We start from the raw sequence: 16062 nt of genomic DNA, 5'->3' as shown, positions 1-16062 counted from the left end.
AAACATTTTCAGTCCCTGCAACAGCTGGCCGTCAGAGGAGAGAATTCTGTTGCATATTCAAAGTCACACTCATCAATAGAGAAAGCCTCGACACGCAAGCGGCGTAATCGCCGTACGGGAGGCTGACAGGTGGACATCGATGAACGCGACGGGACGACACGGCCATGACATTCCCCGTGCTGTTCCACCCGGAGCCGGCCCAGATGCTGGCGCTCGGCCGTTACGAGGTGGCCCGCCGGGCCGTGGCGGAGGCCCGGGCCGTCGACGACCTTGTCGAGGTCCTCGGCCGGGCCCATGCCGTTCACGCCTACGCCCGGCAGGCGAAGGACCGGCAGATGGAGATCGACGCCGCCGAGATCCGCATCCGCGCCGAGCGGCGGCTGGGCGAGCTGATGGCGTTCCAAAAGGCAACGGTCGGCATGGCGAAGAACGCGCCCGGACCAGGTCGCGGAAAAGTCGGGGTATCTTCCACCCCAGCTTTTGACGGTCCGCCTACCTTGGCCGAGGCCGGCATTGACAAGAATCTGGCCAAGCGCGCCCGGTCCTATGCCGCCGTCCCGCAAGAGAAGTTCGAGCAACTCCTGACGGACAAGCGACAGGGTGAGAACCGCCGCGTCGTGCTCGATCCGGACCGCGAGGTGGCGGGGCCCACCTTCGAAAGCGACCGGCGCAAGCCCGCCGACTTGGCCGCCGAGAATGACCGGCTGAATCGAGAGGTGGCCCGGCTGCGCCAGCGTCTCGCCACGTTGAAGGTCAGCGAGGAGACATGGATGCAGCGCGCACTTGCCGCCGGCTGGACGGAGCAGGCTGCATAACCTATCGCGTTCGGCACCCTTCGTCGTCTCGACCAAGGCCCGAAGAGCCGCGTGGAGAGACCTCCTACGCGGGACGCATCGCCGCTGAGCCATTGGCGAGCACCGGTCAGTCCCGGCCGGCATGACGGCGATACACCCGGACTGGCAGGGGTCCACCGCTGACAACGTAGACGCCAATCGAGATGATGCCGATCGCCATCCAATCAGTCGGCGAAGGCAGTTCACCCAGAATCGGAATGCCCATCAGAGCCGTCATTGCTGGAGTCAGGGCAAGGAACGCTGCGCCGCTCGTCGCACCGAGTATGCTGATCATTCGCCCGTACAGGAGTAGCGCGACGACTCCCGTCAAGAAGCCCTGGACGATCGCTTGAAGAGCGATGTCAGCAAGCGGCACCCTGAACACGCTACTTCCGGCGAAGTACGCATAGATCGGCAGATAAATCGCCATCGACGCAACCGCACCAAGCGCGGCGGCGTGCAGACCATCGAGCCGGGCGCGCCGCATGGCGACCGTGTAGCAAGCCCAGGCCAATCCAGCGGACAAGAAGAGGAGATGCCCGATGTTCTGGGGGCTGCCGATGGATGCACCGGCGCCCCAGACGATGGCGAGGGCGCCTGAGACGATCAGGATGCACCCGAAACGCTTTTGGGGTGTGAACGCCTCCTTCAAGATCAGCGCAGCTAGTATGGCGACCATCAGGGGGGCAAAGCCGGGGAACAGAGCGCCCGCGTGGGCGGCGGGAGCGAACAGCAATCCCGCGTTGGCAAGCAGGACCATCGGCGCTCCGCACCCCGCCACCACAGAAGTCAGTCCGATCCATCCGAGGCGCTCAAGCGCAAGACCCTTACGGAGCACATACGGCAGGAGGAGCGAACCTGAGACGACAAATCGGATTGCGGTGATGTCCCATGGTGTCATGCTCGTTGTGATGCCCAGACGAGCCACGACGATAAACCCTGCCCAAATGCTCACGGCGGCGAGACCGTAGAGCGTACCCCGCACATACTCGGATGTCGTTGCACCCTCAGCCAAGGTCAGCTCTCAAAGTTAAGACAGGTCGTTGTATCGTGAACCATCAGGCTCCCTTTGCTATCCGCCACACGCCCCTCGCGCCGCCGACCTCGGCTGTCCTTGTTGAGAGAGGTATCAGCTCGCTCTCGACACTCACCCGAATATGCGACCAGCTGAAACAAGTTGCCCGCGGTTTTCGGACGTCATCACCGCAAGCAAGAGTATTTCTGCTGCAAACGAGTGCGCTGGGCGGGCAAGCACCCAGGGCCTCAAGCGATCGACGCACGTCCTAGAGGATCGGTGCCCGCTCCTGCCCTCCCAGGCTCGCGTGTACAGTTCATGCATTAGCTATCCGAGCGCTTCGAACAGCAATGTGTCCTTTGCCGGACGCATGCCTTCGCTCCGGTCGAGACAACGGAGATGTGGACGCTGGCTTTGGCCTGTGTCTTGCTGTTCCATCGCACATTGGAGATTGGGAGGCAGTCGATGCGTTTGATTGGCGTGGATGTCGGAGGGACTTTCACGGACCTGGTCTATGCCGACACCGAGGCCGGTCAGACCGGGGTGCACAAGATATCCACAACGCCGGACGATCCGTCCCGCGGCGTGGTCGCGGGCCTCACCGCCCTTTGCGACAAATACGGAATCCCGCGCGACACGATCGACACGGTGTTCCACGGCACGACCATCGCCACCAACGCCATCCTGGAGCATGACGGCGCGGTGACCGGCATGATCACCACCGGCGGCTATCGCGACGTCCTGCATATCGGCCGCCACCAGCGGCCGCAGCATTATTCGATCATGCAGGACATCCCGTGGCAGGACCGCCCGCTGGTCAAGCGCCGCCATCGCAAGACGGTGAAGGAACGGCTCGTGCCGCCGCGCGGCGAGGAGCTCGAGCCGCTCGACGAGCAGGGCGTGCGCGACGCGGTGCGCGAATTGAAGGAGGCCGGCGTCCAGGCGATCGCGATCTGCTTCCTGTTCTCCTACCTCGACCCGGCGCATGAGGCGCGCGCGATGGAGATCGTGCGCGAGGACTATCCCGAGTGCTTCGCCACGACCTCCTCGTCGGTGTCGCCCCAGTTCCGCGAGTTCGAGCGCTTCACCACGACCGCCATGAATGCCTTCGTCGGTCCGAAGGTGCGCAACTACGTCACCAAGCTCGAGAACGACATCGAGCAGAGCGGCTTCAAGGCCGACCTGCGCATCATGGCGTCCAACGGTGGTGTCGCCACGCCGGCGATGGTCGCCGAGCGGCCGGTGCTCACCCTCCTCTCCGGCCCCGCCGCGGGCGTGATCGGCGGCGACTGGGCCGGCGGCCTGTCGGGCAAGCGCAACCTGATCACCTTCGATGTCGGCGGCACCTCGGCCGATATCGGCATCGTGACCGACGGCGGCTTCGGCGAGGCGACAGCGCGCGACACCTGGATTGCCGGCTTTCCCGTGCTGGTGCCGATGATCGACGTGCACACGATCGGCGCCGGCGGCGGCTCGATCGCCTTCGTCGACCAGGCCGGGGCCTTCAAGGTCGGGCCGCGCTCGGCCGGCGCCATGCCGGGTCCCGCCGCCTACGGCCGCGGCGGCAATCGCGCCACGGTGACCGATGCCAACGTCGTGCTGGGCCGGCTCGACAGCAAGAACTTCCTGGGCGGCGGCATGTCGCTCGACGAGGTTGCGGCCCGGCGCGTGATCGGCGAGCTGGCCCGCGAGCTCGGCATGTCCGACCGCGAGGCGGCCGAGGGCGTGGTCACCGTGATCAACGCCAACATGGCCAACGCCATCCGCTCGCGCACCGTCCAGAAGGGCATCGATCCACGTGACTACGCGCTGGTCGCCTTCGGCGGCGCCGGACCATTGCACGGTGCGGAGGTCGCCGACATGCTGGGCGTTCCCGAGGTGATCGTGCCGCCGCACCCCGGCATCACGTCGGCGGTCGGCCTGCTGATCAGCGACCTGCGCTACGACGCGATCCGAACCTCGTTCCAGGTCTCGGGCGCGGCCGACATCGCGCGCATCAATGCCGACTTCGCAGCCATGGCGAATGAGCTGGCCGCCCGCTTCACCACCGACGGCATCGACTTGTCCAAGGTGACGTTCGAGCGGCGCGGCGACCTGCGCTATGTCGGCCAGGGCTACGAGCTGCGCGTCCCCTTCCCCGACGGCGCGATCGACGAGGCTGCCCTCGCCACGGCATTCGAAGCCTTTCACGAGATTCATCGCCGCGAATACGGGCATCACTTCGCCGAGTCCGCCATCGAGATCGTCAACCTGCGTCTTGTCGGTGCAGCCACGGCGGCAAAGATCGCGAGGCCGGCGGCCGCGAGCGGCCAATCGGTCGACGCGGCGCGCGTGCGCACGGGCACCTGCACCTTCCGGGTCGAGAGCAAGCTCGCGGACTATCCGACCGACTTCTACCGCCGCGACCTGCTGCCGGTCGGCCAGAAGATCTCTGGCCCCGCCATCATCCTGCAAATGGATTCGACGACCGTCGTGCCGCCGCAGCATAGTTTCGAGGCCGATTCCGCCGGCAATCTCATCATCCGCAAGGAGGCCCGCCAATGAGCGCCGTGCTTCTTCGCGTCGCCATCCTTCGAGACGCGGCCCTGCGGGCCGCTCCTCAGGATGAGGCGGGACTGGACCGACCACTGACACCTCACCCTCGGAGCGTGCGGTGAGACTGGATCGTACAACAACACCTCACCCTGAGGAGGCGCGTAGCGCCGTCTCGAAGGGTGGGCCCCAGGGAGAACGCCCATGAGCACCGCCCCCCGCCGTCAACCAGCCCCCAAGCCCGACCGGATCGACCCGATCACCACGTCGGTGATCCAGGGTGCCCTGGAAAACATCGCGATCGAGATGGGCTACAAGCTGATGCGGATGAGTTACTCCTCGATCATCCGCGAGTCGGAGGATTTCGGCGCGGCTCTGGTCGATGCCGAAGGCCGCGGCCTTGCCGAATCGGCGCAATCGACACCGCTGCAGTCCGGCCCGATCCCGGGCTACATCCGCGGCATCCTGAAGACGCTGGCGGCGCGCGGCGACGTGATCCGCCCCGGCGACGTCATCATGCACAACGACGCCTATTCCGGCGCCAGCCACGGCCCCGACGTGGCCTTCGTCGTGCCGGTATTCGTCGGCGGCCGCCTGATCGCCTTCGCGGCGACGACGGCGCACCATCTCGACATCGGCGCCCTGTCACCCGGCTCGTGCGGCATCGTCGAGGCGATCGACGCCTATGCCGAGGGGCTGCAGTTCAAGGCGATCAAGGTCTACGACCGCGGCGTGAAAAACGAGATGGTCTGGCAGATCGTGCGCGACAACATCCGCGCCTCCGACCTCGTGGTCGGCGACATGGACGCTCAGGTCGCCGCCGCGCGGATCGGCGCAGAGCGCATGGTCGAGCTGGTCGAGCGCTACGGCCTCGAGACCTTCGATCTCGCCTGCGAGGCGCTGATGGATCACGCCGAGCGGCTGATGCGGCAGGCGATCGCGAAGCTGCCCGACGGCGTCTATCGCGCCGAGACCGCGATCGACGGCTATCTCGACAGCGACGATCCCGGCAAGAAGGAGCTGCCGATCGTCGTCACCATCACCAAGAAGGACGACAGCCTGGTGGTCGACCTGACCGGCACCGCGCCGCAGGTGCCCGACCGGCCGATCAACATGCCGCTCGAAGGCACCGCCGACATCGCGATCTGGCTCACCATCCGCTCGGTGCTGCTCGACACCCATGTGCACGGCCATATCCCGGTGAATGCCGGCCTGATCCGGCCGATCACCATCATCGCCCCCAAGGGGTGCCTGGCGAACCCGACCTTCCCGGCGCCGACCATCGCGCGTTTCTGCCCGGGCAACCAGCTCGCCGACACGGTGATGAAGGCGCTGTCGGGCGCGATGCCGGGCAACGTCTCGGCCGGCATCGGCAACCTCAAGGTCATCGCCTTCTCGGGCCTGAAGGACGAGACGCACTGGGTGCACATGGAGATTTTCGAGGGCTCCTACGGCGGGCGCCTCGGCAAGGACGGCATGGACGCGGTCGACACGCTCTACGCCAACACCCGCAACAACCCGATCGAGGACATCGAAACCCACCTGCCGCTACGCGTGCTGCGTTACGAGCTGCGCGAGGACGTGGCGGGCGCCGGCAAGTGGCGCGGCGGCCTGGGCTCGGTGCGCGAGTTCACCTTCCTCTCCGACGGCGGCGCCTCGGTCGAGGGCGAAGGCCATCGCTACCGGCCATGGGGCTTCCTGGGCGGCGGCGAAGGCATGCCGGCCAAGCTCGACCTGGTGCAGGGCAACAGCTCGCGCGCGCTGCCGTCGAAGGTCCCGCACATGAACATCGCCAAGGACGGCCGCTTCATCTGCTACGGCCCGGCCGGCGGCGGCTACGGCAATCCGTTCGAGCGCGACCCCAAGAAGGTCGCCGACGACGTGCTCGACGGCGTGATCACCCCGGAGACGGCGCTGCGCGACTACAAGGTCGTGATCTCGGCCAAGGGCGTGGTCGACGAGGCGGCCACGGCGAAGCTCAGGGGATGAACCTCATTCCTCCCCATTCTTAAGGGGAGGTGGTGCGGTAGTCCGCGTCGGAGCGGTCATGAGCAGCAGTCGCGTTGCTCGTGACGTCTCCGCCACCCGCGTTGCGCGCAGGGAGAGAAGAGTTCGGCGTCAGCCTTTGCGCCGGACGAGCTCCTCGCGCTGCTTGGTCAGGGTCCGGAGCTCCTCTTCCTGCTCGGCGATGCGCTCGGACGCCAGCTCCTCGTTCGAGGCGCCGGACGACGCCGTGGCAATCTCCGTGAGGTCGCGGAGGTTGTTCCGGACGATGGCGATGCGCTGATCGAGCTCCGCAACCGCCGGCGAGACCATGGGCGTGACGGCGGTCGGCCGCTTCTTGCGCGCAGCCGCGGCCTCCTTCTTCACGGCCTTCTTTGCGGTCTTCTTCTTTACGGCGGCTGGCTGCCTCGCCGGCTTTGCGGTCTTCTTGACCACAGCCTTCGATTTGCCGGTCTTCACTGCCTTCTTCTTCGAGGCGGGCTTCCTTGAACTCGATTTCGGTGCGGCCATGTTCTCCCCGAGGTATATCCGCCGTGATCCTATGGCAGCGCACATCACCGTCGCAATGACGTAACTCACGCAACAAGGAATCTGCCCTCGGGCCACTCGACGGAGGCGGGGCTGCATAATAGCGTCCGCCCGCTACCAGCAGGGAGAAACGGCCTATGGCAACCAACAGCAAGCATCCCGAAACGCTCGTGCTTCACGCGGGCTACCGCAGCGACCCGGCGACCGGCGCGGTCGCCGTGCCGATCTACCAGACGACCAGCTACCAGTTCCGCGACACCCAGCATGCCGCCAACCTGTTCGGCCTGGCCGAGATGGGCAACATCTACACCCGCATCATGAACCCGACCAACGACGTGCTCGAGCAGCGCGTCGCGGCGCTGGAGGGCGGCGTCGCGGCGCTCACCCTGGGCTCGGGCCAGGCGGCCTCGCTGTTCGCGGTCCAGAACATCTGCCATGCCGGCGACAACTTCGTGGCCTCGACCGACCTTTACGGCGGCACCTGGAACCTGTTCGCCAACACCTTCAAATCGATGGGTATCGAGTGCCGCTTCGTCGATCCGGCCGATCCCGAGAATTTCCGCCGCGCCACCGATGCCAAGACGCGCTGCTACTACGCCGAGACGCTGCCCAACCCGAAGCTCACCGTGTTCCCGATCGGCGAGGTGGCGAAGATCGGCCGCGAGCTGGGCGTGCCGCTGATCATGGACAACACGGCGGCGCCGGTCCTCTGCCGGCCGCTCGACCATGGCGCGGCGATCGTGATGCACTCGACCACCAAGTACATCGGCGGCCACGGCACGTCGATCGGCGGCATCCTGGTCGACGGCGGCAACTTCGACTGGGAGAAGCACGCCGATCGCTTCCCGATGCTGAACACGCCCGACCCGAGCTACCACGGCGCGGTGTGGACGCAGGCGACGAAGCCGATGGGCCCGGTCGCCTACATCATCAAGGCGCGCGTGACCCTGCTGCGCGACGTCGGCGCGCCGATGAGCCCGTTCAACGCCTTCATGTTCATCCAGGGCCTGGAGACCCTGCCGTTGCGCATGCGGGTGCACTGCGCCAACGCCAACGCCGTGGCCAAGCATCTCTCCGGCCACGCCAAGATCGCCAAGGTGATCCATCCGACGGTGATGAGCGGCGAGGCCAGGAAGCGCGCCGATACCTACCTGTCGGGCGGCATGGGCGCGCTGCTCGGCTTCGAGCTGAAGGGCGGTGCCGACGCCGGGCGCAAGTTCATCGATTCGCTGAAGATGTTCTACCACGTTGCCAACATCGGCGACGCGCGCAGCCTGGCGATCCATCCCGCCTCGACCACGCACTCGCAGCTCACCGTGGAGGAGCAGGCGCAGACCGGCGTGACGCCGGGCTATGTCCGGCTCTCGATCGGTCTCGAGCATATCGAGGACATCCTGGCCGACCTCGACCAGGCCCTCGCCGCGGTCTGATCGGGCAGCGCGATCCTGTTCCTCCCCGGCGAAGCCCGGGAGGAACAGGTCATCGGAGATGCATCGGGGGAGTGGATGCAACGCGGCAGGACCCGGATCGCGCTGTTGGGCGCAGGCGCGATGGCCCGCGCGCACGCGGCCGCCTATGTCGCCTTGGCCGATGTCGAGCTGGTGGAGGTCCCGGCGCGCGACGATGCGCGCGTGCAAGCCCTGCTCGAAGATCGCGAGGTCGACGCGATCGACATCTGCCTGCCGAGCGCGGTCCACGCCCGCTTCGCGATCCCCGCTCTTGCGCACGGCAAGCACGTCTTCTGCGAGACGCCGATGGCGCTGACCCTGGACGAGGCGCACGCCATGCGCGACGCTGCCCGCAGTGCTGGCCGCCTGCTTCAGGTCGGCCTGCTGATGCGCTCGGTCGCCGAGTACCGGCATATCAAGGATCTCACCGGGTCCGGTGTGCATGGCCGCCTGCTCGGCCTCTCGACCTGGCGGCTGGGCTCCTACCTCCGTCCCGATGCGCCCGATCGCAAGGCGCACTACGGCGATCCGACGACGGAGCTGATGACCTTCGATCTCGATTTCGCGACCTGGCTGATGGGCAAGCCGACACGAGTCTCCGCCGCCGGCACAGGCGGGATCACCGCCCTCCTCGACTACGCCGACGGCCGTCACGCCACGATCGCTGCCAGCGGCCTGATGCCGACCGGAATGCCGTTCACCGCCGGCTTCCGCGCCCTGTTCGAGGACGCAGCCTTCGAGCTGCAGCAGGTCTTCGAGAACGGCCCACCGCGCGTTGCCTTCACGATCGCCGAAGGCAAGTCGCCGCCGCGGCCGGTGGCGGCGGAAGGCGGCAATCCCTTCGAGATCGAGCTCCGCCGCTTCGTCGACTGCATCGCCGGCCGGGCCGATCCAAAGGTGCTCGACGCCGATCGCGCGATCGAGGCCTTGACCCTGTCGCTCGACGTCAGGCGTGCGATCAGCGCGGCGCCTGGCGCGGGATCGTGACGACGAACTCGGTGCCCGGCTCGCGGGCGTGAACGGCCAGGGTGCCGCCGAGCTGGCCGACGAACGTCGTGACGAGCCGCATGCCGAGCCCCTTCGGCCGGGCAAGATCGAAATCGGGCGGAAGGCCCTCGCCATCGTCGCGCACCGAGATGACGAACGCGGCGTTGTCCTCGGCTGAAATCCGCACCCGGATCTCGCCGCCGGACCGGCCGGGGGAAGCGTATTTCGCGGCATTGGCGATCAGTTCGTTCACGACGAGGGCGGTCGAGATGGCGCGATCGCTGGCGATCTCGATGCCCGGCTGGACCTCGCTGCGAATGGCGCATTGCGGCACGCTGGCGTCGAGATCCCTGCAGACCGCTTCGACATAGCGGCCGATGTCCATCCGCTCGACATCGGCGCCGCGCGAGAGCTGGTCATGCACCTGGCCGATCGCGGTCACGCGCTGTGCCGCCTCGGTGAGATGCTGCGTCAGCACCGCCTCTCCAACGTCGCTCGCCTGCAGCTGAAGCATGCTGGAGACGATCATCAAGCTGTTCTTGACCCGGTGATTCATCTCGTCGAGCAGAACCTGGTGACGATCCAGCGCGGCCCGCAGGCTTCGTTCGTGCCGCTCGCGCTCGATCGCCATGCCGAGCAGATTGGCCGCGCCCTGCAGGAAAGCGAGGTCATGCTCGACGAACTCGTCGTCCGAGCGGCTGTCGACCTCGAGCACGCCGAACGGCCGCCCATCGCCCTGCAGGATGACGTTCATGGCGCGGTGAACGCCATGCTGGCGCAGGATCTCCGGCGTCCGGAAGCGCTCCTCGTTCTCGAGGTGATTGGAGATCACCGGCTTTCCCGTGCGCAGCGCGTAGCCGGCCGGGGAAGCGAGGTCCGCCCCCACGGTCGCAACGCCGACCACGTCCGGCTGCCAGCCGACGCCGGCGCGCACCAGGAAACGGTTTTCCGACGGGATGTACTCGAGGACCTTGGAAAAATCCGCCCGCAATCCCTGCGCCACCATGCGTGCGGTGCTGTGGAGCAATTCGTCGAACGAGGCTCCATGCAGCGCCGTCACCCCCAGGGAAGCCAGAAGCTCCTGCTGAACGATACGCTGCCGCAACGCAGGCACGGTCGGCTCAGCGAAATCCTGGGAAGAGCCGGGTTCAACGACCGGCTTTTGACCGCCGGTGAGTGGAGGCATCCGAAGGCGATAGCGGCTTCGATTCGCCCGGACAAGGACCAAATTCGAGACGGCAGCGCACGACCGCGATTTCGAGCCATCCGGCCTTGCCGCGGGCACGCCTGTCACGCTCTAAAGCCGCATGGAATACGAACTCGAGGGCAGGACATGCCTCGTGACCGGGGCAAGCTCAGGAATTGGCGCGGGGATCGTGCGCCTTCTTTCGGCACAGGGAGCCAAGATCGTGGCAACGGCGAGGCGGGCGGACAAGATCGAACGCCTCGCGGGCGTGACGGCCGTCGCGGCCGACGTGACCCGCTCGGATGACCTGGAGCGCGTTGCCGCGCTGGGTCCGGTCGACATCCTCGTGAATTGCGCCGGCGGCTCCCGGCCGACCACGCCCCACTCCGGCGAGGATGTCTGGGACGAGGCCTTCGCGCTCAACTTCACCGCCGTGCGCAAGCTGACGACGGCGCTGCTTCCCGCGATGCGCGCGCGCAGGTGGGGCCGCATCGTCAACATCAGCGGCTCGATGGAGCCGCGCGGCCTCAACGCCGCCATCGCCGCCAAGGGCGCGCTGCATCTCTGGGCCAAGGGTCTGTCGTGCGATATCGCCGCCGACGGCGTGACGCTCAACACGATCCAGCCCGGCCGCATCGACAGCGAGCAGATCCGCGAGAAGCTTCATCCGACCGAGGAATCGCGGCGTCTGTTCATCGAGCGCAATATCCCGATCGGCTATTTCGGCGAGCCGTCGGACGTCGCCCACCTGGTCGCCTTCCTCGCCTCCCCCGCCGCCCGCTACATCACCGGCGCGGTCATCCCGGTCGACGGCGGCATGCACTACTTCGCGCATTGAGTGGCGAAGGTTTGTAGCCGATCTGGTGCTTGGCCGCTTGGAGCGAAAGGCCCACCGTTATCGGAGTGTCAGCATGGCAAGAACTTCGATGAACCTTGCAACCGCTGTTGAATGGCAATGCAACGATCGCGGGTACTGGGCGGGGGCTGTCTACCCGTGATGTTACGCGAGCGTTAAGGCAGAAATTCGCCCCCCAAACTGGTGCACCGAACGGAATCACGCTGCAATAACGCCGGATGGCTATTGTCTGCGTCGGAAGCCAAAATTGGGGGCGGGCAAATGAACGGGCATGGGTTGTTTTCGATCGCGAAGTCGGGCAGCACTCCGCCCGGTAAGTCCGGCGTCGACTTCGAGACTGTTTTTCCCCACGGTACCGGCGACCGGTTGATCGGCAGCGGTTTCCGGAACCTTATCCGCAAGCCCGGCCCAGAAGAGACCTTTCGTTTCCACGGCCGGCCGATCGACGGACAGAATCAGGGCGAACTGCGAACGGCGCTGGCGAAACTCGCCTACGCTCTCGAACGCCAGGTTACAGGCGACGATTCGGCCAGTGAAAATCCCGGTGTTTCGTCCGGCTACGGCTACCTGATGCAGTTCATCGCCCACGACCTCGTGGCCAGCGTGAGTTCATTGGGCCGCATCAACAGTGGGCGGATAGCGCTCAACAACAATCGCTCGGCGAAGCTCCGCCTCGAGTCGATCTACGGTGGAGGTCCCGAGCAATCGCCCTTGCTGTACGAGCCGAGCCGGACCGGGGATAGCACGACGCCTAGGGCTCCGCTCACTCACCTGAGGCTGGGTCCACTCGACACCAAGAAGGAGTTCTCCTGCCCCTTTCGCGATCTCGCGCGCGTCAATCTGACGAAGTCCGTGGACGACATCAGCAAGAACGTGAACGCGTCGATCACGTCTGCCGCGCTGCCGGGCCTGCCCGACGTGATCGTGGGCGACCCGCGCAACGACGACCATGCGATCATCTCGCAGCTCACGGTCGTCTTTCACCTGCTGCACAACGGTTTGGTTGAGAAGACGAACGGAATGCCGACGCACTCCCGCTACGCGGAATCGGCGTTCAACCGCTATTTCTACGCACGCATGGCGACCACTCTCATCTTGCGCAACGTAATCCGTCTCGATGTGCTGAAGCGGCTCCTTCATCCGGAGATCTACCGCCTCTACAATGTAACCGATCCGCCCTTCGTCGACGGGTTCGACGATGCCGTTCCGCTCGAGCTGACACATGGCGCGCTACGGGTGTGCCATTCGATGATTCGGGGTGACGGATATAGCCTCAACGAAAGGAGTTTCTTTCCCTTTTTGTTGCAGGAGATCCTGTCGGAGAATTCGGTGAATCAGGCGGCGAAGATGCCGCTTCCCGAAAACTGGGCAGCGGCGTGGTCGTTCCTCTTCGACATCGACGGTCAGAAGCCGCCGGCCAACATGAGCATCCTTCTGGGCCCCCACTACGCTCCGCCGCTGGCGACTGAACAGGTCTTTCCGCCGATCGACGGCGTGGACGTGGGTGGATCACCCAAGTCCGGCCTCGCCTATCGCGACATGCTTTCCGCCGCGCTGGCCGGGTTGTGGTCCGTTCCGGCGCTGATAAGGCGTCTTTCAGGGGATGGGTCGCCCGTGGCGAAGCTCTTCGAGACTTGGCCCTTGGCCGACCAAGCCGGTCGGGAGAAAGCCCTCGAGGAATGGCTGCTGAAGCACCAGCTTCCGCTTCCCGGCTTCGAAATGACGGTCGCGGAGCGCGAGACACTGGCCAAGGATCCGCCGCTTCCCTTTTTCCTGATGTTCGAGGCCCGCGAAGACGGCAAAGGTGCGCGCTTCGGCCTGCTCGGATCGATCATCATCGCCGAGGCGATCTTCGGAATCTTGAGCAAGGACCCGTTGATGCCGGGTGACGGACCTGTCCCCCTCGACAAGGCGCTCGAGTCGTTAGGCCGGGATGTCTTCGACGAGCCGTGGCTGCCGGCGTATCCCCGGCTCGACACCATGAGCGACGTCATTGCCTTCGTCGCCGACATGCACGGACTGCAGGACGCACGACCGAAGTTCATCTAGGCCGCTCGACGGCTTTTCTCGGGTCACCAACCCAACGGAGGGAGAACGACATGCCAAAGCAAGAACCGACGACAAAAGGGGAAACCGCGAAGGCCGAACCGGCCCTCGCGCTCGGCCCGGCGATGCCGGGGCCGGCCATGCCACAATCACCACGCATGGACGTCGTCGACTATATCAAGTGGGGTAACCTCATCAAGTCATGGTCCAGAAATCCGGAGAGCGTGCCCAAGGATATCCAGGATTTCAAAGACCAGTGCCAAGCGGCAGGTGTCGGCCTGTCGATGCCGAATTCCTTCACGGAAATGCGGGTCATCCTACAGAAGGACAACGAATTCATCCTGAGGATTCCGCCCGCGAACGCCATCAAAGAAACCGAGGTCGCGCTGGAGGCGGGCGGGCTTTACCCCGTTCCGAACTTCTACAATCAACGCTTCGGCTCGATCTTGAACATCCAGGGAAAGAAGGAGAGCCTGGATTTCCACGCCCAGCGCATCGGCGACTACATCATTCGTCTCACCGCCTGATGGGTTGCGGGGGCGACGCGCCCACGTACGTACCGTGGCGGGTCCCATCGACGTGAGCGCCGGCGCCGGCCAGCCCGGCGCGCAGGTGCTCCCAGGTTTCCTTGTGCTCGATGGAATAGAGGTGGAGCAGCCACCGGGTCATGTTGGCTTCGGTCGCCGGCTGCTCCCCCGTCCATTGCCTTCGCAGGCCGTCGAAGAAACGGCGCATCTCCTCGCGCGCCGGCTCGCGTTCGCCGAGCTGGAAGCGCGCCGCCGCACGCCAGGCGACATTGCTCCAGATGGCATCGCCGGAGCGTTGGCTGGCAATCACACTGTCACGATAGTCACCCGTGGTATAGAAGATCGTCGAGGCGTAAACCCATTGGGTCACGCTCGGATTCGGGGCGAGGTTCAGGGCGTGCCGCACCAGCTGACGGGCTTTGTCCGGCCTGGCGGTGAAGGCGTAGAATAGTCCGAGCGAGGTGGTGGTCCAGGGGTCGTATTCGTTGAGCTCAAGCGCCAGTTCCATGTGTATTCCGGCTGTCGCGAAATTGCCGGTCACCGCATAGGCCCAACCCATGGCGAGCTGGGCACGCGAGTCGATCGGGTCGAGCTCCACCGCCCGCTTGGCGAGTTCGAGCGTCTCCTGGTCGCGTTGCGGCGTGCGGAAGGTGCCGGGATGGACAAAGGGAGCGGTATTGTTGATCTGCACCAGACTGCTGTAGGCCGGCGAGAAGTTCGGCGTGTCCACGATCGTTGTCCGGAAAATCTCGGTGGCTTGGGCCCATGCCCGCGGGCTGTACTTGAGGATCATCTCCTGCGCCCTCAGCCAGCGGTCGTAGACGTGCGGAGAAGCGCCGTGCTCGGTGGTGAAGCGGCTCAAGCGGCTCGCCGAAAGATGGATGTTCAGGCCGACGGCGATGCGCCGGACAATCGCCTGCTGGGCCTCGAACCAGTTCGACAGCGTGATGCGGTACTGGTCGCTCCAGACGTAGACGCCGGTCCGGGCCTCGCGCAGCGTCAGGACGAGCCGGATGTCGGTCGGCGTCGACATCCCGCTGGCGTCGATGCGGTATTCCTCGCTGCCCGCATCGACGGGCCCGGAGCTCCCGGAACCGTCGCGCACACGCCATTCACGGAAGCGCACGAGGCTCGCCACGAGCTCGTGGCGGAATCCGTTCACGATGTAGCGCTGGCTCTCCTGCGTGGCGGAGGAGTCGAAGGCGCCAATGTTGAGAATGAGATCGCGTCCCGCCGCGGGAGTGTTCCCGGCTGCTATCGCTGGCACGCGCGGAAGCGGCTTGCCGGCCGGCCGGCGATCGTCCGCCGTTGCGTTGCGGACTTCGACGATCAGGGCCTGGGTTTCGGCCGAGGGCTCGACGTCGAATTCCTGGTCGAGCAGATCCCATAGCGACTTGTACAGGCGCATCGCTCCGCCGAAGTCACCGCGGCCGGCGCTGGCGCGAATCAACGCTCGACAGGCCTCCTCGTGCGTGGGATCGAGCGACATGATCGCGCGAGCGAGTTCCGACTCCGACGCCGACCCCGGCTCGGCGGAACGCATCGCCGTTTCGAAGGCCACCAGCAGCCGATCGTGCAACGCCTGACGCTTGGCCAAAAGCCAGAGTCGGAAGGCGGAATCGACATCCTCGAACCCGGCGAGCAAGGTTTCGGGAAGGCGGGCCGTCTCGCGAAACCGCGGATGAACCTTTCCGGCCTGGGCCATCTCGACGATATCGTGCAGGTCGACCTTGATGCGGGCCTGTTCGAGCGCGATGGAGCGCTTGTCGGCTTGCAGGCCGTCGAAGCCTGCCGCCTGAAAGACGAGACGAATTTCGTGCAGGACCTGGCGCAGCGAGGCGCGCGCATGGGCCTCGGACGCCTCGCTCCAGAACAGGCCGACGAGTCGTTCGCGGGTCTCGGCCGCCTGCTCGCCGACGGCGAGATATCCCAATACCGCTTTGGTCTTGTGGCCGACCACGTCGACAGGGGTGCCCGAGAGGGCGAGGGAGAACCCTCCGGTCGTGGAGATTGCGAGTTGCGCGCCGGCCGTATCCCGGCTCGTTCCCCTACGCGCGTTGTGGGTCGTCGCTCCCCTCATCCCCCGTGGTAGTCCTCTCG

General features: G+C 65.8%; 12 protein-coding genes. 8 read left to right on the top strand and 4 right to left on the bottom strand.

What is annotated here, in order from left to right; genetic code table 11:
- Positions 1-164 precede the first annotated feature (164 nt).
- On the top strand, positions 165-815 hold the full coding sequence (locus ACQY8M_RS19205; RefSeq protein ID WP_428675128.1) for a hypothetical protein: 651 nt from the start codon (positions 165-167) through the stop codon (positions 813-815).
- A 106-nt stretch (positions 816-921) separates the two neighbouring features.
- Here the strand turns inward: ACQY8M_RS19205 and ACQY8M_RS19200 are convergent, their stop codons facing one another.
- Positions 922-1761, bottom strand: coding sequence for a DMT family transporter (locus tag ACQY8M_RS19200; RefSeq protein ID WP_428675403.1), 840 nt, complete (start codon positions 1759-1761; stop codon positions 922-924).
- 552 nt (positions 1762-2313) lie between these two features.
- Here ACQY8M_RS19200 and ACQY8M_RS19195 point away from each other — a divergent pair.
- Positions 2314-4392 (top strand): hydantoinase/oxoprolinase family protein, encoded by a 2079-nt coding sequence (locus tag ACQY8M_RS19195; protein WP_428675126.1) that lies wholly within the window; start codon positions 2314-2316, stop codon positions 4390-4392.
- Between the two features lie 192 nt (positions 4393-4584).
- Positions 4585-6369 carry a hydantoinase B/oxoprolinase family protein gene (locus tag ACQY8M_RS19190; RefSeq protein WP_428675124.1) on the top strand — a complete coding sequence of 595 codons (1785 nt, stop codon included), beginning with the start codon at positions 4585-4587 and terminating at the stop codon, positions 6367-6369.
- Positions 6370-6498: 129 nt separating this feature from the next.
- On the opposite strand, the gene ACQY8M_RS19185 is transcribed toward ACQY8M_RS19190, so the two are convergent.
- A complete protein-coding gene (locus ACQY8M_RS19185; protein WP_428675122.1) occupies positions 6499-6942 on the bottom strand; it encodes a hypothetical protein in 444 nt (147 codons plus the stop codon).
- A 107-nt stretch (positions 6943-7049) separates the two neighbouring features.
- Here ACQY8M_RS19185 and ACQY8M_RS19180 point away from each other — a divergent pair, with 107 nt between their 5' ends.
- Positions 7050-8342 (top strand): O-acetylhomoserine aminocarboxypropyltransferase/cysteine synthase family protein, encoded by a 1293-nt coding sequence (locus ACQY8M_RS19180; RefSeq protein WP_428675120.1) that lies wholly within the window; start codon positions 7050-7052, stop codon positions 8340-8342.
- Between the two features lie 75 nt (positions 8343-8417).
- Positions 8418-9347 (top strand): Gfo/Idh/MocA family protein, encoded by a 930-nt coding sequence (locus ACQY8M_RS19175; RefSeq protein WP_428675118.1) that lies wholly within the window; start codon positions 8418-8420, stop codon positions 9345-9347.
- Here ACQY8M_RS19175 and ACQY8M_RS19170 read toward each other — a convergent pair.
- Positions 9319-10461: a sensor histidine kinase gene (locus ACQY8M_RS19170; protein ID WP_428675116.1), complete on the bottom strand. Its 1143-nt coding sequence runs from the start codon at positions 10459-10461 to the stop codon at positions 9319-9321. The two genes, ACQY8M_RS19175 and ACQY8M_RS19170, sit on opposite strands and share 29 nt — an antisense overlap.
- 193 nt (positions 10462-10654) lie before the next feature.
- On the opposite strand from ACQY8M_RS19170, the gene ACQY8M_RS19165 reads away from it, so the two are divergent.
- The 3 genes from ACQY8M_RS19165 to ACQY8M_RS19155 all read left to right on the top strand — a co-directional run bounded on the left by ACQY8M_RS19165 (position 10655) and on the right by ACQY8M_RS19155 (position 13962).
- Positions 10655-11371, top strand: a complete 717-nt coding sequence (locus ACQY8M_RS19165) for an SDR family NAD(P)-dependent oxidoreductase (RefSeq protein WP_428675114.1) — start codon at positions 10655-10657, stop codon at positions 11369-11371.
- 279 nt (positions 11372-11650) lie between these two features.
- Positions 11651-13438 carry a hypothetical protein gene (locus ACQY8M_RS19160; RefSeq protein ID WP_428675112.1) on the top strand — a complete coding sequence of 596 codons (1788 nt, stop codon included), beginning with the start codon at positions 11651-11653 and terminating at the stop codon, positions 13436-13438.
- A 50-nt stretch (positions 13439-13488) separates the two neighbouring features.
- Positions 13489-13962: a hypothetical protein gene (locus ACQY8M_RS19155; RefSeq protein ID WP_428675110.1), complete on the top strand. Its 474-nt coding sequence runs from the start codon at positions 13489-13491 to the stop codon at positions 13960-13962.
- On the opposite strand, the gene ACQY8M_RS19150 is transcribed toward ACQY8M_RS19155, so the two are convergent.
- Positions 13952-16042, bottom strand: a complete 2091-nt coding sequence (locus tag ACQY8M_RS19150; RefSeq protein WP_428675108.1) for a BTAD domain-containing putative transcriptional regulator — start codon at positions 16040-16042, stop codon at positions 13952-13954. The genes ACQY8M_RS19155 and ACQY8M_RS19150 overlap by 11 nt on opposite strands.
- Positions 16043-16062: the final 20 nt, after the last annotated feature.

This window comes from Reyranella sp., from assembly GCF_965279465.1.
Classification (GTDB): Bacteria; Pseudomonadota; Alphaproteobacteria; order Reyranellales; family Reyranellaceae; genus Reyranella.
This window is presented reverse-complemented; position numbering and strand designations above follow the sequence as displayed.